The sequence below is a fragment of the Rhodococcus sp. B50 genome, assembly GCF_013602415.1.
Taxonomy (GTDB): domain Bacteria; phylum Actinomycetota; class Actinomycetes; order Mycobacteriales; family Mycobacteriaceae; genus Rhodococcus.
In genome coordinates this window covers 2,984,240-3,009,765 of record NZ_WPAG02000002.1, presented here as the reverse complement: position 1 = coordinate 3,009,765, position 25,526 = coordinate 2,984,240, and the positions used below count along the sequence as shown (strand labels likewise).

The following is a 25,526-nucleotide window of genomic DNA, read 5'->3' as shown; positions in this document are numbered from 1 at the left end:
GTCACCTCCCGTGAACACTATGTACACAAACTTCTCCCGTGGTGACCGGACGACCACCATTTCCTCATGTGGACGTGATGCCGGTCACCACCCGGGCGCGGAGCGGCCCTACCAGGGTCCCGTAGTACCCGACCGAACCACGGTCGATTCCCGAGTCCTCGCCGGTGCGTCACCGCATCCCGTTATCCGTGAACATCGCGCGAAGAGCCCGCGCATGATCGAAGGGCACTCCATGAGCACCACAACCGTGCGTGGCGAGAAACGCCGCGACCGTACCCACTGGCTGTACATCGGCGTCATCATCGCCGTCGTCGCCGGTATCGCCGTCGGATGGCTGGCCCCCGAGACGGGCAAGTCGCTCGGTGTCCTCGGCACCATGTTCGTCGACCTGATCAAGATGATGATCAGCCCGGTGATCTTCTGCACCATCGTCCTCGGGATCGGGTCGGTCCGGGCAGCGGCGAGTGTCGGCCGGATCGGTGGACTCGCGCTGATCTACTTCGTGGGCATGTCGACCGTGGCACTCGCGATCGGTCTCGGCGTGGGCAACCTGCTCGATCCGGGCTCGGGGCTCACCCTCGATCCGGCCAACGCCGGTTCGGGTGCCGAACTCGCCGAGAAGGCGCATGCCGCCGGCGGCACGGTCGACTTCATCGCGTCGATCATCCCCACCTCCCTGTTGTCCGCACTGACCGAGGGCAGTGTCCTGCAGACCCTGTTCGTGGCGCTGCTCGTCGGCTTCGCGCTCCAGGGCATCGGCAAGTCGGGTGAACCGATCCTGCGTGGCATCGGCCACCTGCAGAAGCTGGTCTTCCGCATCCTGACGATGATCCTGTGGCTCGCCCCGATCGGTGCGTTCGGCGCCATCGCCAACGTCGTCGGTCAGACCGGACTGAGCGCGGTCCTGCAGCTCGGTGTACTGATGATCGCCTTCTACCTCACGTGTGTCGTGTTCGTCTTCGGTGTTCTCGGATCGCTGCTGCGCGCGGTCTCCGGTGTCTCGGTGTTCAAGCTCGTCAAGTACCTCGCCCGCGAGTACCTGCTCATCTTCGCGACGTCGTCGTCGGAGTCCGCGCTGCCGCGCCTGATCGCCAAGATGGAACACCTCGGTGTCCAGCGCACCACGGTCGGCGTGGTCGTGCCCACCGGTTACTCCTTCAACCTGGACGGCACCGCGATCTACCTGACGATGGCCGCCCTGTTCGTGTCCGACGCGATGGGCAGCCCCTTGAACATGGGCGAGCAGCTCTCGCTCCTGCTGTTCATGATCGTCGCCTCGAAGGGTGCGGCCGGGGTCACCGGTGCCGGTCTGGCGACGCTGGCCGGCGGTCTGCAGAGCCACCGCCCCGACCTGCTCGACGGCGTCGGTCTGATCGTCGGTGTCGACCGGTTCATGTCCGAGGCGCGTGCGGTCACCAACTTCTCCGGCAACGCCATCGCGACCCTGCTCATCGGCACGTGGACCAAGTCGGTGGACCGTGAACGGGTCGACGAGGTGCTCAGCGGACGGTTGCCGTTCGACGAGAGCATGATGGTCGACGACCATGTGCCCGCTCCCGAGCGCGAACCGGCGAGCTTGGAGAAGGTCTCCGTCTGACCCGATCCCTCCGCTACGACGATGGCTGTCCGCTACGGAAAATTTCCGTGGCGGACAGCCATCGTCGTAGCGAATCTACGGGCGGAAGGGCCCCTCACGTCGGAGGGATGCGGCATAGTTCCGGGAAGAAGCACGCATCGCTCTCCAGCCGCAAATCTTCGGGGGTCGCTGTGAAGAACCGAGCTCGATTCGTCGATGTCCGAGGACGTCCCGCCCTCCATTTCGAGCGGGAGTACCCGTATCCGCAGGAACGATTGTGGAGCGCGGTGACAGAGCCGGCCGAACTCGCGCGATGGTTCCCCGCCGCCGTCGACCTCGAACTGCGCGAAGGCGGCACGATCACCTTCACCGACGATCCCGCCGCCGAGCCCACGACGGGCACCGTCCTGGCGTGCGAGCCGCGCGGCAGTCTCGCCTACACCTGGGAGGGCGACGAACTGTGGTTCACGCTGAACCCGACGTCGCAGGGCTGCCTGTTCGTCTTCGTCAACGTTCTCGGCGACCGGGAGACCGCCGCGATGGTCGCCGCGGGCTGGACGGTCTGCCTCGACGAGTTCGACGCATTACTGGCGGGCGCACCGCCGTCGCAGAAGACCGACCCGGAGACGGCATGGCGGCCGGTCTACGAGTCCTACATCGCAGAAGGGTTCCCGGCGGGTGCTCCCGTGCCGGGGCAAGGAGGGGCGGCCTCGTGAGCGAGTCCGAGAAGGAGACCGGACCGAAGCTGTTGTCGGGTGGGAATCCGCAGATCCCGAAGGGGATGGGCAGGGAACCGGTCGAGGCCTACATCGCGGCGATGCCAGAGTGGAAGCCCGACATCGGAGATGCGCTATCACGACATCCGCCGGCTCGAGGAACTCGATGAGGAGCGGTTCCGGAGGTGGGTCGGGCAGGCCGTCGAGCTCCTGGGGGAGAAGATGTAGCACGCCGACGTTCGGGGGAGTGATCGGGCACACGATAGTTTGGATGCATGACCACGCCTCTCCAGGACATCCCGATCAACACCCTCTCGGGTGAACCCACGAATCTCGGCGCGTACGAGGGCCACGCGGTTCTCGTCGTGAACGTCGCGTCCAAGTGCGGGCTGACCCCGCAGTACACGGCGCTCGAGAAGCTCGCTCAGGAGTACCGCGACCGCGGACTGTTCGTCGTGGGCGTGCCGTGCAACCAGTTCATGGGACAGGAACCCGGCACGCCGGAGGAGATCCAGGAGTTCTGCTCCACCACCTACGGGGTGACCTTCCCGCTGTTCGAGAAGATCGACGTCAACGGCGAGAACCGACATCCGCTCTACGCCGAGCTCACCAAGCACCCGGACGCTTCCGGGGAGGCCGGCGACATCCAGTGGAACTTCGAGAAGTTCCTCATCGCTCCCGACGGCACGGTCGCCGCGCGCTTCCGTCCCCGCACGGAACCGGATGCACCCGAGATCCTCGACGCCCTCGAAGAGATCCTGCCGGCCTGATCTCCATGTTCAGCATCGAAGCGCGGGATGCGCTGTACGACATCATCCGCATGCGTCGCGACGTCCGTGCCGAATTCAGCGGGGAACGGCTCGACGAGGATGCGCTGATGCGCATCCTGCGGGCCGCCCACCACGCACCCAGCGTCGGCAACACCCAGCCCTGGGACTTCGTCGTCGTCCAGGACGAACAGCGCCTGAAGGAGTTCGCCGAGCACGTCGCCGGTTGCCGGCAGGCGTTCGCCGACTCCCTCCCCGAGGACCGGAAGAGCACCTTCGACCCCATCAAGATCGAAGGCATCGTCGAGTCCCGCACCGGGGTCGTCGTCACCTACGACCCCGAGCGCGGCGGCAAGCACATCCTCGGCCGGCACACCATCGACGAATCCGGCCTCTTCTCGGCCGTCCTGGCGATCCAGAACCTGTGGCTCGCCGCGACCGCCGAGGGCCTCGGCGTGGGTTGGGTGTCGTTCTACGAAGAGGATTTCCTCGCCGACTTCGTCGGAGTGAGCGCACCCGCGCGTCCCATCGCGTGGCTGTGCGTGGGGCCGGTCACCCGGCTCCAGGAAGTGCCCGATCTCGAACGGTTCGGCTGGCGCAAGGGTCGCCCGCTCGAAGAGGCGGTGCACCGCGACAGGTTCGTGGGACCGGGTAACCAGGAAGCCTGACCCGACGGGTGGCGGCCGGTTCGCGAGTGCACGAGCCGGCCGTCACCCGCTCTCACAGCTCGGTCGCGACCTTCCATGCACTGTGGATGGCGCCCTCGATGTAGTCGACCCGACCGGCGTCCCCGACGACCCGGACGTCGATGCCCGAGCCGGCCAGCTCGTCGGCGAGCGGTGCCGCCGCCGACACCCCGGACGCGACGACGACCATCCGGGCGCGCACCGACTTCGTCTCCCCGCCGACGGTGAACTCCACCGTCTTCCGCGTGATGCGCTCGACGGTCGTGTTGCGGTGCACCTCGAGACCCACCTCGCGCGCGTGCTTGACGGCGGTCCAGCGGCGCGGCATCGCCATCGGCACTCCGAGCTGCTGCCCCTCGGCGAGCAGGGTCACCCGGCTGCCGCGTTCGGCCATGAACTCGGCCAGTTCGAGGCCGACGAGCGACCCGCCGATCACGACCACGTCCTTCGCCATCGGCAGGAAACGCAGGAACCGTCGGCTCAGATCGCGGATCCTCCGCGGGCTCGTGGTGATACCCGCGAGCTTGCCCAACCGGCCCATCACCCGCAGCACAGACGACTGGTCGGAGACGTCGCCCGCGCCCGTCATGAGCGCACGCATGCTGTCGCCGGTGTGCACGTGCGGCAGGTCTCCGCCCGGCACGGTGGGACGCTCCCGCACCGCGCCCGTCGCGACGACCACCACGTCCGGATTCAGGGCACGGATCGATGCGGCGGTGGCCTCGGTTCCGAGCCGCACGTCGATGCCGAGGCGGGCGACCTCGGCCGTCAGCCACTTCAGCAGCCGTTCGTTGTCGGGGGTGGTGAGGGTCGAGAACCACAAGGTCCCGCCCAGCCGGTCGGTCTTGTCCAGGACGGTGACGCGGTGTCCTCGCTCGGTGGCGACGCGCGCCGTCTCGAGGCCACCGGGCCCGGCACCCACCACGACGACGTGCTTCGGCGCCGCGCTGCGGACGAACGGCACGAGCGTCTCGTTGCCGAGCGCCGGATTGACCGCGCAGATCGGCGTGGCATCCCAGAAGTTCTCCTGCACGCACACGTAGCAGTTGATGCACGGGCGGATCTGCTCCGTGCGCCCCTGCTTCAGCTTGGCGACGAGCGCGGGGTCGGCCAGCAACTGACGGCCCATCGCGACGAAGTCGGTGACGCCCTCGGCGATCATCCGCTCGCCGACCTCCGGCAGCATGCGGCCGACGGTGATGACGGGGATCGACACCGCGCGCTTGATGACCTCGGCGTCCGCGGTATAGAAGCCGACCTTGTCCGGCAGGGGACCATCGGTGAAGTTCGCGAACGCATTGAGCGCGGTTCCCGTGACGTGCAGGGCGTCGGCACCGGCCTGCTCGAACAGCACTGCGGCAGCGGCGGATTCCTCGACGGTCAGCCCCTCCGACTCGCCGTACTCCTGGCCGGCCAGGCGCACGATGACGGCGAGGCGGTCGCCCACCTCGGCCTTGACCGCGCGGATCACCTCGCAGGTCAGCCGGGCCCGGTTCTCCAGCGACCCGCCGTACTCGTCGGTGCGCTGGTTCGTGTAGCGGCTGAGGAAGGCGCCGAGCACGTAATTGTGGGCGGCGTGGATCTCGACGGCATCCGCTCCGGCGACGGCGACCCGACCAGCGGCCTCGGCGAACATCCGGACCAGCCACTCGATGTCGCTCTCGGTGGCCTCGTTGTAGCCGGCCTGCACACCACCCTGGACCGACGCCATGCGCTGCAGTTCCGCGGGGGTGCAATCGGCCATCGCGCTCATGTCGCTCGGCGGCTTCGGGATGCTCGGCACGAGTTGCGGCCGGCCCTGCAGGGTGTCGATGCGCGCGACCTTGCCGTGGTGCACCATCTGCACGCACAGTTTGCTGCCGGCTTCGTGGACGGCGTCTGCCAGTGCACGGAGGCCGGGGATGAACCGGTCCTCGGACAGGCCGGGTTCCTTCGTGCTGGCGCATCCCGCCGGATAGGCGACCGCGCAGCATCCGGTGACGATCAGACCGGTGCCTCCGGCCGCTCGGGCGACGAAATGGTCGATGTCACCCTGCTCGATCTCCCCGTCTTCGCAGAGGTTCATGTCCATGGCGGGCATCACCACGCGGTTGTCCAGGGTGATCGGCCCGATGGTGCCGGGGGAGAGAAGGTGCGCATAGGTCTGGTTCGGGACTGCCACGCCCGGACGCTATGCCCGCCTCGGTGTGGCCGTCGACACAATCCCGATGAGCGGGATATCGGTGCGGCTCATCGACGTAGGAGCGATACCGGAACCTTCGTGAATCCACCGGCCGGATACGCGGCGTAGGCCGGCCGGACAGCAGTCGGCGCGGTGACGGACGTCATCGCGGCGAGCAGTTCCTCGACAAGCACGGTGAGTTCGAGTCGGGCGAGCGGCGCGCCGGGACACGCGTGGATGCCGCGACCGTAGAGCAGGTTGACACCGGGGTCTCGGTCGAGCCTGAATTCGTCGGGATCGCCGAACACCCTCTCGTCGCGGTTGGCCGACGCCCACAACACCATGATGCGTTCGTCCGCGGGAATCTCGCGGTCGGCGATAACGACGTCGCAGGTCGTTCGGCGGCGGTTGGCGATCAGCGGCGCATGGATACGCAGGATTTCGTCGCAGGCAGCGCGGATCCGGTCCGGTTCGGCTCTCAGATGACTCTGGACGCCGGGACGTGATGCCAGGAAGAAGACGATGATTCCGACGCACGCGGCTATGGTGCTCAGCTCACCGACCGTCCAATTGCGGATCAGGGAGACGAGTTCTTCGTCGGACAACGTCCTTCCGTCGACCTGCTCGGCGAGCAGTTCGGACGTGACGTCGTGCGTGGGGGCCACGCGGCGCTCGGCGAGCTGTTCGCGGATGTAGGTGTCGAACTCGATGGCGACCGCAGCCATCGCCTCCCGGTCGAGCGCGAGGGAGGCCTCCCGGTTCTTGCGTGCCCACCTGCGTAACGGTTCGTGCAACGTCTCGGGCCAGCCCATGAAACGGCACTGGATCCGGTTCGCGAACGGCTCGGCGAGAGCGGACATGATCTCGATCTCCCCGGCGCCGAGCTCCTCGACCAGTCCGCGTGCCACATCGCGGCAGTGTGGTTCGAAGGCGCGCATCCGCTCGGGCGTGAAGTATCGGTCGTTGACCGCCCGGTACGGCGTGTGTTCGGGCGGATCCATGCCGTTCGGGACCGACAGATGCCGAGAGACCCGATTGCTGAAGGTCGCAGGGTTATCGAGGATGCGCACGACGTCCGCGTGACGGAACACGGTCCAGTTGCCGTACCGACTGTGGGCGACGGGGCACCTGCGGCGCATGTCGTCGTAGGCGGCGATCTGATCGTCCTGAACGGCCGGCGAGCGAGGGTCCCAGTCGACACGCGGGTCGGCAGGCATGGCGCTCCTCGTCAGGGGCAGGGTGCGGGGGTGTGTCCCAGTGTGCCGATCGGGACCGGTCCTCGTAAGGTTTCACCGGGACTTCGCCCACTCGGCAGGTTCCTGTTCATCCGCATGCCGGACGCTTGCAGTCATGAACGGACGGATGATCGTGTCGGTATCGGGTATCCGGGATGTCACGCGCGACGTCGTGGACGGCTTCGCGCGAGAGATGGATGCGCGCGGTGTGCCGTTGTCGCTGCTCGTCGCTCCCCGCCTGAAGGACCATTACCGTCTCGTGCGGGATCCGGCGACGCAGGAATGGCTGCTCGAACGACGCGAGGCCGGCGACGCGATCGTGTTGCACGGATACGACCAGGCGGCGACGAAGCGTCGTCGCGCCGAGTTCGCCACACTGCCCGAGCACGAGGCGCGACTGCGCCTGCTCGCGGCCGACCGCGTGCTCGAGGAGACGGGCCTCCGCACGCGGCTGTTCGCACCTCCGCGATGGCTCGCCTCGTCCGGAGCGGTGGCCGCACTTCCGCAGGTCGGTTTCCGGATGATGGCGGACATCGCCGGGATCCGCGATCTCGCGGCGGGCACCGTGACGAAGTCGCGGGTGTACGGCATCGGTGACGGTGCGAAGTCGGAGCCGTGGTGGTGCCGGGCGATGGTGATCGGCGCGTCGCGGGTGGCACGGCGGGGCGAGTTGCTCCGGTTGGCGATCGCGGCTCCTCGGCTCGCCGAGTCCGGACCCCGGCAGGCGATCCTCGACGCCGTGGACGTCGCGCTGCACCACGGTGCGGAACCGACCGTCTACAGCTGGCAGCGGCGTTCCGCGAGCATCGTCGCGGCGTGATCCCGTCGACCTCGGCGGGTCTCCCGGTCGTCACTTCCGCTCGGTAGTGTTTGCGGCCATGGACGCTGACGTGATCGTGGTGGGGGCGGGACTCGCGGGACTCGTGGCGGTCGGTGAACTGATCGATGCCGGCCGCAAGGTTCTCCTGGTCGACCAAGAGAACTCGAACAACTTGGGCGGACAAGCCTTCTGGTCGTTCGGTGGTCTGTTCTTCGTCGACAGTCCCGAACAGCGGCGGCTCGGGATCAAGGATTCCTACGAACTCGCCCTTCAGGACTGGATGGGCACGGCCGGCTTCGACCGTGAGATCGAGGACCGGTGGCCGAGGCGGTGGGCCCAGGCCTACGTCGAGTTCGCGGCGGGGGAGAAGCACGCCTGGCTGAAGCAGCGCGGCCTGAAGATCTTCCCGATGGTCAACTGGGCCGAACGCGGTGGTTACGATGCTGCGGGGCACGGCAACTCGGTACCGCGATTCCACATCACCTGGGGCACCGGTCCGGGACTCGTCGAGATCTTCGAGAAGAAGGTCCGCGAGGGAGTCGAACGCGGACTCGTGACGTTGAAGCACCGGCACCGGGTCGACGAACTCGTCGTCACCGACGGTGCGGCCACCGGCGTGCGCGGGGCGATCCTCGAACCCACCGACGCGGCGCGAGGCGTGGCGTCCTCCCGCACCGTCGTCGGGGACTTCGAGTTCTCCGCCGGAGCCGTGATCGTCACCTCCGGTGGCATCGGCGGGAACTACGACCTCGTGAAGAAGAACTGGCCGAAGCGGATGGGGGAGCCGCCGAAGCACATGCTCTGCGGCGTGCCCGCGCACGTCGACGGCCGGATGCTCGAGATCACCGAGAAGGCCGGCGGGAACATCGTCAACCGCGACCGCATGTGGCACTACACCGAGGGCATCACCAACTACGACCCGGTGTGGCCCGATCACGGCATCCGCATCCTGCCCGGTCCCTCCTCACTGTGGCTCGACGCCACGGGCAAGCGGCTGCCGGTGCCGCTGTTTCCCGGGTTCGACACGCTCGGCACCCTCGAGCACATCGTGAGCACCGGCTACGACCACACCTGGTTCGTGCTCGACCAGAAGATCATCGAGAAGGAGTTCGGACTGTCCGGCTCCGAACAGAACCCCGATCTCACCGGACGCAGCGTCCGGCTGCTGCTGCAGCGCGTCAAGGCGGGTGCACCCGGGCCGGTCGAGGCCTTCAAGCAGCACGGCGTCGACTTCGTAGTCCGCGACACGCTCGCCGATCTCGTCGCGGGTATGAACGAGCTCACCCCCGAAGCACCGCTCGACTACGAGCAGGTGCGTTCGGTGGTCGAGGCCCGCGACCGCGAGATGGACAACAAGTACACGAAGGATCTTCAGGTCGCGGCGGTGCGCGCGGCACGGGCGTACGCCCCCGACCGCGTCGTCCGCATCGCCGCGCCGCACCGGATCCTCGACCCGAAGGCCGGACCGCTCATCGCCGTCAAGCTGCACCTGCTCACCCGCAAGACGCTCGGCGGGCTCGAGACCGATCTGTCGTCGCGCGTCCTGCGGTCGGACGGATCGGTCTTCGAGGGTCTCTTCGCCGCCGGTGAGGTCGCCGGATTCGGTGGTGGCGGCGTGCACGGCTACCGGTCGCTCGAGGGCACCTTCCTCGGCGGATGCATCTTCTCGGGGCGGGCGGCCGGTCGCGCCGCCGCCCGCTGAAGCTCCCGGGAGATCAGACCTCGACGCCGTCCTCGTGTGGAAGCACGCGGAACTCGGTGCCCTCCGGCGCCATCTCGCTGTACCGGCCGTAGAAGATGCCGCGACCGTTGTCGTTGACGATGCCCTGGTGGATCGGCACCGCGACCCGCGGATTCACGGCGCGCAGGTAGTCGATCGCCTCCCAGATCTTCAGCCACGGCGCGGTCGACGGCAGGGCCAGCACGTCGACGCGTTCGTGCGGGATGTACAGCGAGTCGCCGGGGTGCAGCAGGCGCGACGGATTCTCGTCGTCGCCGACGAGGAAGGCCGTGTTGTCGATGACCGGCATGTCGGGGTGGATCACCGCGTGCCGCCCACCGGTACCGCGTACGGTGAGCGATCCGACGGAGAACGAGTCGCCGGGACGCACCGCAGTCCAGGCACCGTCGAGCAGCGTCGCCGACTGCGGATCGGAGAACAGCTGCGCGCCGGGATTGGCCTCGAGGAGTGCGGGCAGCCGGTTCGTATCTGCGTGGTCGGGATGCTGGTGGGTCACGAGGATCGCGTCGAGGCCGGTGATGCCCTCGAACCCGTGGGAGAAATTTCCGGGGTCGAAAAGGAGCTTGACGCCGAGGTGCTCGACGAGGATGCAGGAATGGCCGAAATGGGTCAGTTGCATACCGTCGAGTATGCCGCTGCCCCGGGTGAGCGGCGCGGCCGTTTCCCGGTCGGAAGCGGGGCACACTGATATCGTTGCATCGTCAACTAAATTGGGAACGGTCCGAAAGGGGCGCCTGGTGGATTCCGACATCTCCGATCCGCGGCTCGAGAACATCTCCGTCGTGCACGCGCCGCAGCGGCGACGCTACGAGATCCTCGACGGAGACACCGTCGTGGGATTCACGCGGTACCGCCCGTCCGGTGCCCGACGCGTCTTCGTCCACACCGAGGTCGACCCCGGTTACGGGGGCCTGGGACTCGCAGGTCGTCTCGTCGGATTCGCCCTCGCCGACGTTGCCGAATCCGGTGAGCGGATCGTCCCTGTGTGCCCCTACGTGGCGAAATACGTGCGCAAGCACCCCGAATTCGACGCGATCGTCGACTGGCCCGACGCGTCGCATGCGACTTCGTCGACCGAGGAGCAGAAGTGACGACCTCCGACGCACCGCGCGTTCTCGTCGACAAGCAGAGTCGGGCCGTCTACCGGGCGCAGGTCGCGGTGGCTGTCGCCGTCCGGGATGCGGTGGAGAAGGCCGGCCTCGATCGCACTCTCGTCGAACTTCTCAACGTCCGCGTCTCGCAGATCAATGGCTGCGCGTACTGTCTCGACGTCCACGTCCGCGACGCCCTGAAGGGTGGCGAGACGACGCAGCGGCTCGCGGTGCTGTCGGCGTGGCGCGAGACGGACCTGTTCACCGAGCAGGAACGGGCGGCACTGACGCTCGCCGAGTCGGTCACACTGTTGCCGTCCACCTACGAACAGGACCGCGACTACGCCGAAGCGCGTCAACACCTCGACGACGACCAGTTGTCGGCCGTCGTGTGGGTCGCCATCGCGATGAACTCGTTCAATCGCATCTCGATCGTCAGCCGTCATCGCCCGCGACCGGCACGCGAAGGTTCCTGAGGTGACCGCCTGAGGGCAGGAACTGCCGAGGTCGCTCCCCGCGCGAACTCGTTGCTGCCGAGCGGTGTTGAAGGGGCGTGGCAGGTCTCGCACGAGCGGGGCCTCGGCCGATGCCCGTCCCGGTGGCCACGGCCGGTAAACTGCTGGATGTCCGGTGTCCGTCCCCGGGCGCCAGCACTACTACCGAGGAGCAGCACGTGGCGCGTGTCGTCGTCGAAGTCATGCCCAAAGCCGAGATTCTCGACCCCCAGGGTCAGGCCATCACCGGGGCGCTGTCGCGGCTGGGCTTCGCGGGCGTGACCGACGTCCGTCAAGGCAAGCGTTTCGAGCTCGAGGTCGACGGCAGCGTCGGCGACGAGGAGCTCGAGAAGATCGCCGAGTCGTTGCTCGCCAACACGGTGATCGAGGACTGGGCCATCCGGCGGATCGACGGTGACGCATGAGCGCACGCATCGGAGTCATCACCTTCCCGGGCACGCTCGACGACGTCGACGCCTCCCGCGCGGTGAAGCTCGCCGGTGGTGAGGCCGTGAGCCTGTGGCACGGGGACGCCGACCTGAAGAACGTCGACGCGGTGATCGTGCCCGGCGGTTTCTCCTACGGCGACTACCTGCGCTGCGGTGCCATCGCCCGTTTCTCGCCCGTGATGGGCAAGGTCGTCGAGGCTGCCCAGAAGGGCATGCCCGTCCTCGGCATCTGCAACGGCTTCCAGGTGCTGTGCGAGGCGGGTCTGCTGCCCGGCGCGCTCACCCGCAATGCCGGACTGCACTTCATCTGCCGCGACGAGTGGCTGAAGGTCGAGTCGAACACCACCTCGTGGACCTCGCGTTACGAGGCCGGCGCCGAGATCCTCATCCCGCTCAAGTCGGGTGAGGGTCGTTACCAGGCATCGGAGAAGGTGCTCGACGAACTCGAGGGTGAGGGTCGCGTCGTGTTCCGTTTCGCGGGCGACAACCCGAACGGTTCGCAGCGTGGCATCGCCGGCATCTCGTCGGCGAACGGCCGGGTCGTCGGTCTCATGCCGCACCCCGAGCACGCCACCGAGGCGCTCACCGGCCCCAGCGACGACGGACTCGGCATGTTCTACAGCGTGCTGGACGCGGTCGTCAACGCCTGACCGCCCGACCGGACCTTCCGGCAAGCCCCCATCGACCTCGGGTCGGTGGGGGCTTCGCTCGTTCCAGAGGGGTGAGCAACGCTCCAATCGTGATGCCTCACAGGTGAATTACAGGTATTTCATATGCAAAATACCCGCCGCGAACTGGGCTGACGATTTTCGGATATAGTTTCGCTAGACATGCGTCTAGCGAAATGCCATGCTTCGACCCGTCGGGCAGCCGCACATGGGCCCGCGATCGTCGAGGAGTATCGAATGCAGTTCCAGGACAAGATCGTCTTCGTCACCGGCGCGGCGTCGGGCATGGGTCTGGCCACCGCTGCGGCGTTCGTCGCGCAGGGCGCCGTCGTGTACGGAGCGGACATCTCCGCCGAGAATCTCGAGCGCGACTTCACGGCGCTGCCCGGAGCTCGTCCCGTTCCCCTCGACATCGCCGATCCCGATGCCGTGCGGGCAGCCTTCGCCAAGGTCGCCGACGAGCAGGGACGTCTCGACGTGCTCGTGAACGCCGCGGGGGTCAACACCCCGAACCGCGCCGCCGCCGAGGCGCTCAACGAGGAGAACTACAAGGGCTTCACCGCGGCCAAGGAAGGCCGGCCGCATCACCCCGAGTTCATCGAGTCGGTCACCGACGAGGACTTCGACCGCGTCCTCAAGATCAACCTGTACGGCCCGTTCTACACCACCCGCGCTGCCGTGCCGCTGATGAAGAAGGCCGGTGGGGGAGCGATCGTCAACTTCTCGTCCGCGGCCGCGCTGATGTCCGTCGCGATGCCCGCCTACTACCCCGCATCGAAGGCCGGCGTCCTCGGCCTCACCCGCGAGACCGCCACCGAACTCGCTCCATTCGGCATCCGTGTGAACGCGCTCGCGCCCGGCGCCGTCGACACCCCGCTCTTCCGGCAGACCGATCCCGAGTTCAACGAGTTCCTCGTGTCCCTGCAGCCGATCAAGCGGCCCGCGACCCCCGAGGAGGTCGCGCGGACTGTGCTGTTCCTCGCCGGTGAAGAAGGCGCGTACTACACCGGACAGACGTTCTCGCCGTCCGGCGGCCTCGTCATGTGACATCCGTACCCGTTGTCCTGCCAGTACTCCGAGAACAGGAACGTCGACGATGACCGCCCTCGCCCACTCCGCCCTGGACCGTAAGGTCCTCGCCCGCCTGACCGACGAGATCCGCCGCGACATCGATCGCGGGGACTACGACGGCGTCAACATCATCGTCGCCCGCCACGGCGACATCGCCGTGAACGAGACCATCGGCTACGCCGAACGCGCGACGAACACCCCGATGCGTCCCGACAACGTCTTCCGCATCCTGTCGATGACGAAGTCGTTCACCAACGCACTGGCCTATCGGGCGCTCGGCGAAGGCAAGCTGGCCCTGTCGACCCGCGTGGTCGACATCATCCCCGAGTTCTTCGGCACCGACGTCTTCCGCTCCGTGCGCAAGGACCGGATCAACCTGCACCACCTGCTGACCCACCGATCCGGCATGCCCGCCACGCCGAACCCCGGCCTCGGTCCCGACCGCTTCGGTGTGCTCGCGGACGCCATCGAGGCACTGTGCTCGGTGGACGTGGTCAACGAACCCGGCACCGATCTCAACTATGCGCCGTCGATCAACCACGCGCTCATGGGCGAGATGGTCCGGCGCGTCTACGGATACGACCGCTTCCGGGATCTGGCGCGGGATCTGATCTTCGAACCCATCGGCATGACCCGCACCGCCTTCGGCCTGCCCGAGGCCTGGCGCACCGACGCCGTGCCGCTCAAGGCGTACGTCCCCGACAACGGATGGCTCTCGCCCGCCGATATCGAGGACCTCAACGACGCGATCAGCGAGGAATCGGAGATCCCCTGGGTCGGTGCGGTGAGCACCGTCGACGACATCTTCGCGTACGCCGAGATGTTCCGCCGCAAGGGTGAGGTGAACGGCGAGTACCTCATCGCTCCCGTCGTCGTGGACCAGGCCACCACCCTGCAGACCGGGGCGATGCCGAACGATCTGTACGCGGGCATCGCCGCCGCTCGTGGATGGGAGACCCCGCCCGGAAACTTCGGGCTCGGATTCTCCCTGTCCGGCACCGGATCCCACGCGTCCTTCTTCGGCCCGTTCACCTCCCCGCGCACCTTCGGCAACTACGGTGCCGGCTCCTCGTTGTTCTGGGTCGATCCCGAACTCGACATGACCTTCGTCTTCCTCTCGGCCGGCTGCATGGACGAGGGCGACAACGTCGCCCGGTTCCAGAAGTTGTCCACCATGGCTGCCGCCGCGGCCGTCTGAACCACACGACCCTGCAACGTTCCGGCTGCGGCCGGGATGGGAGCCCGTCATGACCCTGACCCCTGAAGCCCCGGCGGCACGCTGCCCGGTGGCACACGGCTTCGATGCTCTCGGTGACGACTACTTCGTCGATCCCGCAGCACATTTCGCGAAGTTCCGCGACGAGACGCCGGTCTTCTTCTACCCGCACCTGAACGCATGGATCGTCACCCGCCGCGACGACGTCGAGACCGTGCTCGCCGACTGGCAGAAGTTCACCTCCGGTGGAAACTCCGGCACGATCGACGTGCCCGAACAGTTCCGCGCGATCGTCCCGCCGGACCTGATCACCCAGATGCTGGTCGGTTCCGACCCGCCGGGCCACACCGACCACCGCTTCGTCGCGCAGCGCGGCTTCACCAAGGCGCGCATGGAGGCGCTGCAGCCCGAGATCGAGGCCCGCGCGCACCGCATCATCGACCGGTTCGAGGCGAACGGTTCGGCCAACCTGGTCACCGAGTACGCCCTCGAGCTCACCACCGGAACGATCATGGCGCACATGGGACTCGGCTACGAGCACGACGCCATGATGCGGCAGCTCCGCGACGACTTCGCCATGATCCTCGCCTCGGCCGCCGAACCGATGGCCGAGCCGATGCGCACCCAGGTGTGGCAGCGCTACGTCGACGCCACGCTCGTGCTGCGCGGCATCATCGACGAGCGCCGCGAGAACCCGGGCACGGATCTCATCTCCGACATGGCGATCGTCACCGGCAAGGACGGCGAGCCGATGCTGTCGTCGGCCCAGATCGCCGTGCACCTCACGGAATTCGCGATGGCCGGCGTCGATTCGACGACGCAGGCGGTGTCGAACGCGGTGCTGTTCCTCGCGCAGAACCCGGACGTACTCGAGGAAGCGACCGCCGATCCGGAACTGTGGTCGCGGGTGTTCGAGGAGACCGTGCGCCGACGTCCGTCGTCGACCTTCGCGGCGCGGCAGGCCGAGCAGGACATCGAACTCGGTGGCGCGCAGATCAAGAAGGGCGACATGGTGTGGATGGCGCTCGCCAGTGCCAACACCGATCCGGCCCGGACGGCGCGTCCGTTCGACTTCGACATCCATCGTCCCGATCCGGAGGACCACCTCGCCTTCACCCAGGGCCGGCACACCTGTCTCGGGCAGGCGCTCGCCCGCGTCCAGGGTGCGACGGCGCTGAAGGTGCTGTTCGAACGGCTGCCCTCGCTGCGGCCCGCCGACGAGGTGCCGCTCGACTTCCTCCCGATCGCACTGCTCCCGGTGCGCCGCACACTCCCGGTCATGTGGGACGTCGCCGACGTCGAACGCGCGAAGAAGACCGTCGTACGGCAGGTCTCGCTCACCGTCCTCGAACGGCGCGACGAGGCGGAGGGTGTCGTCTCGCTGACCCTCGGTCACGCCGACGGGCAGGCCCTGCCGCAGTGGAAGCCGGGGGCGCACGCCGAGATCCACCTGGGCGAGGGCTCGGATGCCCTCGTGCGCCAGTACTCGCTGTGCTCGTCGCCGCAGGATCCGACGCGGTGGCGGATCGGTGTGCTGCGCGAGCCCTCCTCGCGGGGCGGGTCGACGTTCGTCCACGACCACCTGCACGAGGGTTCGGACGTCACGCTCGGCCTGCCGCGCAACAACTTCCCGCTGCGGCCCGCGAAGCGGTACGTCTTCGTCGCCGGTGGCATCGGCATCACCCCGATCCTCCCCATGATCGAACAGGTCGAGGCGCAGGGAGCGCAGTGGTCGCTGCTGTACGGCGGTCGTACCCGTGAGTCCATGGCGTTCCTCGGCGAACTCGACCGGTACGGCGACAAGGTCACAGTGCGTCCGCAGGACGAGCACGGGCTGCTCGACCTCACGGGTCTGCTCGCCGAACCCACCGACGACACCCTGATCTACTGCTGCGGTCCCGAACCGCTGCTGCAGGCGATCGAGGCGGCGAGCGCGCACTGGCCCGTCGGGTCGCTGGTCACCGAACGATTCGCCGCCAAGCAGATCGTCCGGACCGAACCCGACGTCGCGTTCGAGGTCGAGTTCGCGGCCTCCGGGATCACGGCGACGGTGCCGGCCGACAGGACCGTCCTCGAGGTCGCAGAAGACCAGGGCGTCCGCGCGCTCTCGTCGTGCCTCGAAGGCACCTGCGGAACGTGCGAGACACGGATCGTCGCCGGTCGCGCCGATCACCGGGACTCGATCCTCACCGCCACCGAGCAGGAGGCGAACGAGACGATGATGATCTGCGTGTCGCGCGCGGAGCAGGGGTGCCCGAAGCTCGTACTCGACGCCTGACCTGCGGTGGGACCCTGCCGTGTGCTCGACTCACGGTAGGGTTCCCCGGTCGGGCGAGGCGCAGGAGGTGCGGGTGCGGGTCAAGCTGACGAGGGCCGAGCAGAAGCAGGCCACTCGTGACGCGCTCGTCGAAGCAGCACGGGTGCTCTTCGTCGAGTCGGGGTACACGGCCACGACGGCCGAGGCGATCGCCAAGGCGGCCGGGGTCTCCCGCGCGACCTTCTATCTGCACTTCCGGTCGAAGGCCGAGATCGTGCAGTCGCACATGGCGGCGCTCGAGGATCCCATCGCAGAGGCCTACGCACGACTCGACGCGATCGTCGATCCGACACTCGACGACGTCGTCGCGTGGCTCGAAGAACACGCCGGGTTCTGGCGTGAGCACCGCCCGGAGTTCGCGAGCATGGAGCAGGCGCTGTCGCACGAAGCGCTCGTGTCGGACGAGTGGTTCGCGATGTTGAGACGCGTCGCGGAGGGAATGCGGAATCTGCTCGGGCGGCAATCCGATCCGGATGCGCGGCGACGCGCTCGGCTCCACGTGACGTCGATGCTGATGTCGACGGACCGGAACTTTCATTTCGCCCTCGTGCAGGGGCACGACGAGAACTTCCGGGAACTCGTCTCGGTGCTCGCCGAGCAGTGGTTGTTCTGCCTGCGGCGGGCGGGCTGACGTCGTCCGGAGAACGAACGAGGGACCCCGCGGCCGTCCCGATCGGCTGCGAGATCCCTCGTCCTGCAACCCGGAGCTCGACCCCCCGATCAAGTCCCGGGCGTGATGTCGTCATCCCCCATGCGCGACATCGCGGATCAGTCTGCCCGAGGCGCGTCGGCATGTCCTGAGTAGGACTACCCAAATCGGCGCGCTCGACGACGGATACCGCCTGTCGGTCCCCGGCGGTACCGTCGCGCCATGACAGCGACCATCGCGATGATCACCTTCGACACGTCCGACCCGGGTCCGCTCGCGAGATGGTGGGCCGATCGCACGGACGGGCGTATCGAGCAGGAGAACGACGGTTGGTTCTTCATCGTCGCTCTGCCGCAAGGCATCAGGCTGGGCTTCCAGAAGGTGTCCGATCCGACACCGGGGAAGAACCGCGTGCACCTCGATCTCACGGCGCCCGATCTCGATGCCGAGGTCGAGCGCTTCGTGCAGGCCGGCGCGAAGGAGGTCCACCGCGAGGACATGGGCGACGACTTCCGCTGGGTGACGCTCGCCGATCCGGAGGGCAACCTGTTCTGCGTCGCCGGAGGGCACTGAGCCCGTCTCGGCCGAGGTCCGGCGCTTTCGGTCGGCACTCCCACTGTCCGTGATGCGAAGATGCAGTCATGTCTTCCACGCGTGCCGATGCTCGGGGTCTCTGTAATTTCGTCGACCTGTCGCCGTCGCCGTTCCACGTCTGCGCCACCGTCGCCGCGGCGCTGACCGAGGCGGGATTCGTCGAACTGCACGAGCAGCAGGCCTGGCCCTCCGAGCCGGGACGCTTCTTCCTGGTGCGCGGCGGGTCGCTGCTGGCGTGGAGCAACGAGGGCGTCGCCGACGATCCGGCCGCGCCGTTCCGCATCGTCGGTGGGCACACCGACAGCCCCAATCTGCGCGTCAAGCAGCATCCCGACCTCACCTCGGCGGGCTGGCGGCTCGTGGGTCTCGAACCCTACGGCGGTGCGTGGCTCAACTCGTGGCTCGACCGCGACCTCGGGATCTCCGGCCGCTTCACGGTGCGCTCGGGTGAGACCACCGAGGACGTCCTCGTCCGCGTCGACGCGCCGATCCTGCGGGTTCCGCAGCTCGCCATCCACCTGTCCGAGGACCGCAAGGGCGTGCAACTCGACCCGCAGCGCCACGTCAACGGCGTCTGGGGTGTCGGCACCGAACCGCGCTCGTTCATCGCGTGGGTCGCCGAGCAGCACGGTATCGACCCGGGCTCGGTGCTCGGCTGGGAACTGATGACCCACGACCTCGCTCCGAGCGCGGTCGTCGGGCCGGGCCGCGACCTGGTCAGCGCACCACGCCTCGACAACCAGGGCACCTGTTATGCCGGACTGCACGCGCTGCTCGACGCCGCGGACCACGTCGCTGCGCACGGCGGCCCCATGCCGTTGCTCGCATTGTTCGACCACGAGGAGGTCGGCAGCATGTCCGACCGCGGCGCCTTCTCGGAACTGCTGAACACCGTCCTCGAACGGATCGTCCTGCTCCGGGGCGGCGGACGCGAGGAGTTCCTCCGCTCCCGCGCCGGCTCGATCGTCGGGTCGGGCGACATGGCGCACGCCACTCACCCGAACTATCCCGAACGGCACGAACCCGCCCACCGGATCGCCGTGAACGGCGGACCGGTCCTGAAGGTGAACCAGAACCTGCGCTACGCGAGCGACGCGACCGGCGCCGGCGCCTTCGCGCTGGCCTGCGAGCAGGCCGGGGTCCCACTGCAGCGGTACGTGCACCGCGCCGACCTGCCGTGCGGTTCCACGATCGGCCCCATCACCGCGTCGAGGACCGGCATCACGACCGTCGACGTCGGCGCCCCGCAACTCGCCATGCACTCGGCGCGCGAGTTCATGGGCGCGGACGACGTGACGAGCTACGCGCAGGCCTTGACCGCCTTCCTGACCCCGGCGTCGTGACCGCGTTCGCCCGTCCCGCCACGCCCACCGGTGACACACTGAAGACGGTCGTGTCCGGTCGGCGAGAAGGGGGGAATGCAGTGGACGTCCCGTCCTACCCCGATCATCTGCTGTCCCTCGACGAGTGGTCGGCCCTCCCCGAATCCGACGGGCACCACGTCGAGGTGTGCGAAGGCGTGCTGATCGCTGCGCCCCGGCCGGGGACGGCACACGATCATGCCGCGGTGACCTTGGCGTTGCTCCTCGACGAGAAGCTGCCCGACGAATGGTGCGCGATCGGAGGCGTCGAGGTGCTGGTCGCGGAGAACCCGCTGACGGTGCGGTGCCCCGACGTGATCGTCGTGGGACGGTCCCTCGTCGACGCCGATCCCGATCGGGCCCCGATCGCCGAGGTGAAGCTGGTCGTGGAGGTCACTGTCGACGGCACGGCCCGGACCGACCGGGTCACGAAGTTCTCCGAGTATGCGGAGGCCGGAATCGAGCAGTACTGGATCGTCGATCTCGGCGGGCCGCCCGTGATCGCCGTCTTCACTCTCGTCGACGGGTGGTACCGATTCGACGGCGAACACTCGGGCACCGTCACCCTCGATGCGCTGGGAACCGAGGTGGCCGTCACACCGTCGGACCTCGTGCCCGCACCGGTGAACCCCGTCGCACCTGCGCAGCGATAGACTGATCCGCGGCAGCTCCCGCCCGGCCTGCCGTTTTCGATCCCAGAGTGAAGGGACCCGACGCCCAGTGTCACCGCACGTGGATACCGTCTCCCACGCCGCCGAAACCCCCGATGCCGCTCAGCCCTATCGGGAGCTGGGTCTGAAGGAAGACGAGTACACCCGGATCAAGGAGATCCTGGGCCGGCGCCCCACCGACGCCGAGCTCGCCATGTACTCGGTGATGTGGTCCGAGCACTGCTCGTACAAGTCGTCGAAGGTGCACCTGCGCTACTTCGGCGAGACCACCACCGACGAGATGCGCGAGTCGATGCTCGCCGGTATCGGCGAGAACGCCGGTGTCGTCGACATCGGCGACGGCTGGGCCGTCACCTTCAAGGTCGAGTCGCACAACCACCCCTCGTACATCGAGCCGTATCAGGGCGCCGCGACCGGCGTGGGCGGCATCGTCCGCGACATCATGGCCATGGGTGCCCGTCCGATCGCCGTGATGGACCAGCTCCGCTTCGGTGCGGCCGACCACCCCGACACCCGTCGCGTCGTCGACGGTGTCGTGCGCGGTGTCGGCGGCTACGGCAACTCGCTCGGCCTGCCCAACGTCGGCGGTGAGACCGTCTTCGACGCCTCCTACCAGGGCAATCCGCTCGTGAACGCGCTGTGCGCCGGAGCGATGCGCGTGGAGGACCTGCACCTCGCCCACGCCTCCGGCACCGGCAACAAGGTCATCCTGTTCGGCGCCCGCACCGGCCTCGACGGCATCGGCGGCGTGTCCGTCCTCGCGTCCGAGACGTTCGACGACAGCGCGGGCGGCCGTCCCAAGAAGCTCCCGAGCGTGCAGGTGGGCGATCCCTTCACCGAGAAGGTGCTCATCGAGTGCTGCCTCGATCTCTACCGCGAGAAGCTCGTCGTCGGCATCCAGGACCTCGGCGGTGCCGGACTGTCCTGCGCGACCTCCGAGCTCGCCGCCGCCGGTGACGGTGGCATGCACATCAACCTCGAGCGCGTCCCGACGCGCGCGAAGGGCATGACCCCTGCCGAGGTGCTGTCCTCGGAGTCTCAGGAACGCATGTGCGCGGTCGTCACGCCCGACAACGTCGACGCCTTCATGGCCGTCTGCAAGAGGTGGGACGTCCTGGCGACCGTCATCGGTGAGGTCACCGACGGCGATCACCTCGTCATCGACTGGCACGGCGAGACCGTCGTCGACGTGCCGCCCCGCACGGTCGCCCACGAGGGCCCGGTCTACGAGCGTCCCGTGGAACGCCCGTCCTCGCAGGACGCGCTGATCGCGAACACTACGGCCGGCCTGAAGCGGCCCGAGACCGCCGACGAGCTGCGCGAGACGCTGCTGAAGATGCTGGCGTCGCCGGCGCTGTGCAGCCGCAAGTGGATCACCGAGCAGTACGACCGTTACGTGCGCGGCAACACCGTGCTTGCGGAGAACGCCGACGGCGGTGTGGTCCGCATCGATGAGGAGACCGGGCGCGGCATCGCGCTCGCGACCGACGCTTCGGGCCGCTACACGCAGCTCGATCCGTACGCGGGCGCCCAGCTCGCCCTCGCCGAGGCGTACCGCAACGTCGCCGTCACCGGCGCGACGCCGAAGGCCGTCTCGAACTGCCTGAACTTCGGTTCGCCCGAGGATCCCGGCGTGATGTGGCAGTTCCAGCAGGCCGTGCGCGGCCTCGCCGACGGCTGCGCGAAGCTCGGCATCCCGGTCACCGGCGGCAACGTCAGCTTCTACAACCAGACCGGTGCCACGGCGATCCTGCCGACCCCGGTCGTCGCGGTGCTCGGCGTGATCGACGATGTGCACCGCCGCATCCCCACCGGCATCGGCCTCGAGCCGGGCGAGACGCTGATCCTGCTCGGTGAGACCCGCGACGAGCTCGACGGCTCCATTTGGGCGCAGGTCGAGCACGACCACCTCGGTGGCGTGCCGCCGCAGGTCGACCTCGATCGCGAGCGGCTGCTGTCGGAGATCCTCACCGCCGGTTCGCGCGACGGCCTGATCTCGGCCGCGCACGATCTGTCCGAGGGTGGCCTCGCACAGGCCGTCGTCGAGGCCGCGCTCGCGGGCGAGACCGGTTGCCGCATCCTCCTTCCCGAGGGCGCCGATCCGTTCGTGACGCTGTTCTCCGAGTCGGCCGGTCGCGTGCTGGTCGCGGTTCCCCGCACCGAGGAGTCGCGGTTCACCGGCATGTGCACCGCCCGCAACATGCCGTGGGTGCGCATCGGTGTCGTCGACGAGGGATCCGACTCCGTCGAGATCCAGGGACAGTTCTCGATCCCCATGACCGAGCTGCGCGAGGTGTGGGAAGGGACCCTGCCTGCCCTGTTCGGATAACCGTGCCGACCACCCAGGTCGATCGGCTGGCGGCGTTCGAGGCCCGGCAGGGCCGGATCATCGCCGCGGTCACCGACTTCGGTGACCGTCACCCCCTCACCGCGCGGGTGTGGGGGTGGCTGAGCCTGGATTTCGCCGGCATCGCGTTCGCGGGTCTGTTCTTCTGTTGGTCGCTGACGCCCTCTCTGCTGCCGCGCGACTGGCTGTTCCAGGGACTCATCGGCGGCATCAACGCCGCTGTCGGTTACGGCGTCGGGTGCGTCGCCGGCTGGGCCGTGGCGCGGTTCGTGCTCCCCGGGCGGCGGTGGTGGCCGCCACCGCTCCCGGTGCTGCGCGCGATCAAGGTCGCGGTGCCGGTCGCTGCCGTTCTCGCGTCCCTCGTCGCGCTCGTGCTCTCCGCCGGTGAACAACGCCAGCTCGCGGCACTGATGGGTGTCGAGGGCACCACGACCTCCGGGTATCTGCGCACCATCGTGCTGAGCGTCGCGGTGGCCGCCGCGCTCATCGCCCTGTGGCGCGGGTTGCGCGACATCGTCCGCTGGGTGTCGATGCTGTTGATGCGGCGTACCCGGATGCCGCTCGGTCTCGCCCGCACACTGGGCGTGCTCGTCGTGGTGCTCGCCACGTTCATGCTCATCGACGGTGTGCTCATCCGCGGCACCTACGCCATCGTCAATCAGGCGTTCGGCCTGCAGGACGACACCACACGTCCCGGCGCCGTCCAGCCGGTCGATCCCGCCAAGTCCGGCAGCCCCGAATCCCTCGCGGCCTGGGAGACCCTCGGATTCGAGGGCCGTAACTTCGTCGCGCGTGGACTGGACGCCGATGAACTGACCGCGGTCAACGGTAGCCCCGCCCCGGAACCGATCCGGGTGTACGTCGGTCTCGACACCGCCCCCACGCCGGAAGAACGCATCGACCTCGTCCTCGACGAACTCGAGCGGACCGGCGCGTTCGACCGCTCGACACTCGTGCTCGTACCCACCACCGGCACCGGCTGGGTCAACCCCACCGCGGCCCGTGCGATGGAACTCGTCCACAACGGCGACCTGGCGATGGTGGCCTGGCAGTATTCGTACCTCCCGAGCTGGATCTCGTTCCTTGCCGACCGCGAGAAGGCCGCTGCCGCAGGCAAGATGCTGGTCGAGCGGGTGTACGAGCGCTGGTCGCAACTGCCCGAGGACGATCGCCCCGACCTGTTCCTCTACGGCGAAAGCCTCGGGACGCAGTCCGGGGAGGGCGCCTTCGACAGTCTCGCCGAGATCCGCGCCCAGATGGACGGGGTGCTGTGGGTCGGCCCGCCCAACTCCAACCGACTGTGGCGGCAGCTCGTCGAGCGCCGCGATCCCGGCACGACCGAGGTGCGGCCGGTCTACGCGGACGGACTCGTCGTGCGTTTCGCCGACAGCCGCCAGGCGGTTCACGAACCGGATACACCGTGGTTGTCGCCTCGCGTGCTGTACATCCAGCACGCCTCCGATCCCGTCGTCTGGTGGTCGCCCGACCTGCTGTTCTCCCGCCCCGACTGGCTGTCGGAGCCGCCCGGACACGACCGGTTGCCGCAGATGCGGTGGTTCCCCTTCGTCACCTTCTGGCAGGTCTCCGCCGATCTCACCAACGCTGCCGGCGTGCCCGACGGGCACGGCCACAACTACGGGTCGGCGGTGCTCGAGGGATGGATCGAAGTCACCCAACCCGAGGGCTGGACCGAGAACGACACCGAACGGGTACGCATCGCCCTCGAGGCGTTCGCCGCCGACGACGGACCCGAGAAGTGAGGGCGCGGTTCGCTGTTGTGGGATCGACCACAGCGGGATGCATCGCCGCGGGATGCGCTGCCGCGCTGGTCGCGTGGAACAACCTCGTCCTCCCGGCGGCGGATCTCGGTCCGCGGGGGAGAGCCGCCGCCAACGCCGGCCTCGGAGTCGCGCTCGCCGCGGCGACCCGCGCGGCCGGTGTCTCCGCAGCCGAGCTCGGCTGGCGCCGGCCGGGCAAAGGAATGCTGTGGGGGACGAGGTCGGCGGTGATGCCGGTCGCGGCCTACGCCGTGATGCTTGCCGTCCCGCCCGTGCGACGACGGATGGCGGCGGGAGCGCGTCGCGCCGACCACACCGAGTGGGTGTTCGTGCACATCCCCTTCGGGACGGTCCTGGCCGAGGAGCTGATGTTCCGTTCGGTGCTGTACGCGCTGGCGCGCCGGGCATCGCGACGCCGGGACCGAGTGCTCACGGCCGTCGCCTTCGGACTCTGGCACGTCGTACCTGCCCGTCACGCCGGGGACTCCGTCCCGGGCACCGTCGTGCTCACCGCCCTGAGCGGGATGGTCTTCGACGAACTGCGACGGCGGACCGGCAGCGTCCTCGCACCGATGCTCCTGCACTGGGCGATCAATGCCGGCGGTGCCGTCGCGGTGGGTATCGCGACGAGTTCGTATGCCACCGAGCCCGAACGCGACGCGCGTCGTTAGGCTGCGGTGACATGGCACCACGGAGACCCGTCGACCCCGCCGAGCTGCGCACAGCCCTCGAGCGGGTCGGTCCGTGGGTGACGGGGGAGAGCGACGAGAAGCCGTCGCGCCCCGACCTCGCCGCTGCCGTGCGGCTCAGTGCCCGCACCCTCGAGCAGCTCGCGCCGGGATCGAGCGTGGAGGTGCGGGTGCCGCCGTTCGTGGCCGTCCAGTGCATCGAAGGCCCACGCCACACGCGGGGAACACCGCCGAACGTCGTCGAGACCGATCCGCGCACGTGGTTGCGTCTGGTGGTCGGCAGCGTCGAGTTCGGCGCGGCCGTGACCTCCGGGGCGGTGGAAGCGTCGGGCAGGCGCGCAGCGGAGATCGGCCGACTGCTCCCGATCGCCCGACTCTGACGTTCGGCGGGCCCTTCCACCGGGCGTGCGGGAGGGAGCACCTTCCGCT

The 25,526-nt window shown here is 68.4% G+C and carries 24 protein-coding genes; 21 read left to right on the top strand and 3 right to left on the bottom strand.

The genetic code is table 11. The features are described from left to right. Nucleotides 1-232 precede the first annotated feature (232 nt). The 4 genes from GON09_RS14255 to bluB all read left to right on the top strand — a co-directional run bounded on the left by GON09_RS14255 (nucleotide 233) and on the right by bluB (nucleotide 3,727). Nucleotides 233-1,597, top strand: a complete 1,365-nt coding sequence (locus tag GON09_RS14255) for a cation:dicarboxylate symporter family transporter (RefSeq protein WP_213932348.1) — start codon at nucleotides 233-235, stop codon at nucleotides 1,595-1,597. 107 nt (nucleotides 1,598-1,704) lie between these two features. Next, entirely contained in the window at nucleotides 1,705-2,292 is a 588-nt protein-coding gene (locus tag GON09_RS14250; RefSeq protein WP_244865511.1) for an SRPBCC family protein, read from the top strand. Nucleotides 2,293-2,567: 275 nt separating this feature from the next. Beyond that, the gene (locus GON09_RS14240) at nucleotides 2,568-3,062 is read left to right on the top strand and encodes a glutathione peroxidase (RefSeq protein ID WP_213932346.1); all 495 of its coding nucleotides are present in this window, start codon (nucleotides 2,568-2,570) and stop codon (nucleotides 3,060-3,062) included. A 5-nt stretch (nucleotides 3,063-3,067) separates the two neighbouring features. Further along, nucleotides 3,068-3,727, top strand: coding sequence for a 5,6-dimethylbenzimidazole synthase (bluB, locus tag GON09_RS14235; protein ID WP_213932345.1), 660 nt, complete (start codon nucleotides 3,068-3,070; stop codon nucleotides 3,725-3,727). A gap of 52 nt (nucleotides 3,728-3,779) precedes the next feature. Here bluB and GON09_RS14230 read toward each other — a convergent pair whose 3' ends face one another. Together GON09_RS14230 and GON09_RS14225 are read right to left on the bottom strand one after the other, a co-directional pair. Continuing rightward, nucleotides 3,780-5,906 (bottom strand): oxidoreductase, encoded by a 2,127-nt coding sequence (locus tag GON09_RS14230; RefSeq protein WP_213932344.1) that lies wholly within the window; start codon nucleotides 5,904-5,906, stop codon nucleotides 3,780-3,782. A gap of 68 nt (nucleotides 5,907-5,974) precedes the next feature. Further along, on the bottom strand, nucleotides 5,975-7,123 hold the full coding sequence (locus GON09_RS14225; protein ID WP_213932343.1) for a cytochrome P450: 1,149 nt from the start codon (nucleotides 7,121-7,123) through the stop codon (nucleotides 5,975-5,977). A gap of 133 nt (nucleotides 7,124-7,256) precedes the next feature. Between GON09_RS14225 and GON09_RS14220 the strand changes: the two genes are divergently transcribed. Further along, nucleotides 7,257-7,961, top strand: a complete 705-nt coding sequence (locus GON09_RS14220; protein ID WP_213932342.1) for a DUF2334 domain-containing protein — start codon at nucleotides 7,257-7,259, stop codon at nucleotides 7,959-7,961. 58 nt (nucleotides 7,962-8,019) lie between these two features. After that, nucleotides 8,020-9,663: an FAD-binding dehydrogenase gene (locus GON09_RS14215; protein WP_213932341.1), complete on the top strand. Its 1,644-nt coding sequence runs from the start codon at nucleotides 8,020-8,022 to the stop codon at nucleotides 9,661-9,663. A gap of 13 nt (nucleotides 9,664-9,676) precedes the next feature. On the opposite strand, the gene GON09_RS14210 is transcribed toward GON09_RS14215, so the two are convergent. Next, nucleotides 9,677-10,321 carry an MBL fold metallo-hydrolase gene (locus GON09_RS14210; protein ID WP_213932340.1) on the bottom strand — a complete coding sequence of 215 codons (645 nt, stop codon included), beginning with the start codon at nucleotides 10,319-10,321 and terminating at the stop codon, nucleotides 9,677-9,679. Nucleotides 10,322-10,439: 118 nt separating this feature from the next. Between GON09_RS14210 and GON09_RS14205 the strand changes: the two genes are divergently transcribed. The 15 genes from GON09_RS14205 (at nucleotide 10,440) to GON09_RS14135 (ending at nucleotide 25,477) form a co-directional block, all read left to right on the top strand. Further along, nucleotides 10,440-10,793, top strand: coding sequence for a GNAT family N-acetyltransferase (locus GON09_RS14205; protein ID WP_307854378.1), 354 nt, complete (start codon nucleotides 10,440-10,442; stop codon nucleotides 10,791-10,793). Then, complete coding sequence (locus GON09_RS14200; RefSeq protein ID WP_213932338.1) at nucleotides 10,790-11,269, top strand: carboxymuconolactone decarboxylase family protein; 480 nt, start codon at nucleotides 10,790-10,792, stop codon at nucleotides 11,267-11,269. Before GON09_RS14205 ends, GON09_RS14200 begins: the two co-directional genes overlap by 4 nt. A gap of 197 nt (nucleotides 11,270-11,466) precedes the next feature. Beyond that, complete coding sequence (purS, locus tag GON09_RS14195) at nucleotides 11,467-11,712, top strand: phosphoribosylformylglycinamidine synthase subunit PurS (RefSeq protein ID WP_006551824.1); 246 nt, start codon at nucleotides 11,467-11,469, stop codon at nucleotides 11,710-11,712. Next, nucleotides 11,709-12,386: a phosphoribosylformylglycinamidine synthase subunit PurQ gene (purQ, locus tag GON09_RS14190; RefSeq protein ID WP_213932337.1), complete on the top strand. Its 678-nt coding sequence runs from the start codon at nucleotides 11,709-11,711 to the stop codon at nucleotides 12,384-12,386. Before purS ends, purQ begins: the two co-directional genes overlap by 4 nt. 255 nt (nucleotides 12,387-12,641) lie before the next feature. Beyond that, nucleotides 12,642-13,451, top strand: a complete 810-nt coding sequence (locus tag GON09_RS14185) for an SDR family NAD(P)-dependent oxidoreductase (protein ID WP_213932336.1) — start codon at nucleotides 12,642-12,644, stop codon at nucleotides 13,449-13,451. A gap of 49 nt (nucleotides 13,452-13,500) precedes the next feature. Next, complete coding sequence (locus GON09_RS14180) at nucleotides 13,501-14,673, top strand: serine hydrolase domain-containing protein (protein ID WP_213932335.1); 1,173 nt, start codon at nucleotides 13,501-13,503, stop codon at nucleotides 14,671-14,673. Nucleotides 14,674-14,722: 49 nt separating this feature from the next. Continuing rightward, on the top strand, nucleotides 14,723-16,969 hold the full coding sequence (locus GON09_RS14175) for a cytochrome P450 (RefSeq protein ID WP_213932334.1): 2,247 nt from the start codon (nucleotides 14,723-14,725) through the stop codon (nucleotides 16,967-16,969). A 73-nt stretch (nucleotides 16,970-17,042) separates the two neighbouring features. Beyond that, complete coding sequence (locus GON09_RS14170) at nucleotides 17,043-17,639, top strand: TetR/AcrR family transcriptional regulator (RefSeq protein ID WP_213932333.1); 597 nt, start codon at nucleotides 17,043-17,045, stop codon at nucleotides 17,637-17,639. A gap of 240 nt (nucleotides 17,640-17,879) precedes the next feature. Further along, entirely contained in the window at nucleotides 17,880-18,230 is a 351-nt protein-coding gene (locus GON09_RS14165) for a VOC family protein (RefSeq protein WP_213932332.1), read from the top strand. A gap of 68 nt (nucleotides 18,231-18,298) precedes the next feature. Then, nucleotides 18,299-19,594: a M18 family aminopeptidase gene (locus GON09_RS14160; RefSeq protein WP_213932331.1), complete on the top strand. Its 1,296-nt coding sequence runs from the start codon at nucleotides 18,299-18,301 to the stop codon at nucleotides 19,592-19,594. Beyond that, nucleotides 19,591-20,265, top strand: a complete 675-nt coding sequence (locus GON09_RS14155; RefSeq protein WP_307854377.1) for a Uma2 family endonuclease — start codon at nucleotides 19,591-19,593, stop codon at nucleotides 20,263-20,265. Before GON09_RS14160 ends, GON09_RS14155 begins: the two co-directional genes overlap by 4 nt. A gap of 67 nt (nucleotides 20,266-20,332) precedes the next feature. Next, nucleotides 20,333-22,612 (top strand): phosphoribosylformylglycinamidine synthase subunit PurL, encoded by a 2,280-nt coding sequence (gene purL, locus GON09_RS14150; protein WP_213932330.1) that lies wholly within the window; start codon nucleotides 20,333-20,335, stop codon nucleotides 22,610-22,612. Between the two features lie 2 nt (nucleotides 22,613-22,614). After that, nucleotides 22,615-24,390 (top strand): alpha/beta hydrolase, encoded by a 1,776-nt coding sequence (locus GON09_RS14145; protein ID WP_213932329.1) that lies wholly within the window; start codon nucleotides 22,615-22,617, stop codon nucleotides 24,388-24,390. Nucleotides 24,391-24,407: 17 nt separating this feature from the next. Then, nucleotides 24,408-25,079, top strand: coding sequence for a CPBP family intramembrane glutamic endopeptidase (locus GON09_RS14140; RefSeq protein WP_213932328.1), 672 nt, complete (start codon nucleotides 24,408-24,410; stop codon nucleotides 25,077-25,079). Nucleotides 25,080-25,090: 11 nt separating this feature from the next. Continuing rightward, a complete protein-coding gene (locus GON09_RS14135; protein WP_213932327.1) occupies nucleotides 25,091-25,477 on the top strand; it encodes a sterol carrier family protein in 387 nt (128 codons plus the stop codon). Nucleotides 25,478-25,526: the final 49 nt, after the last annotated feature.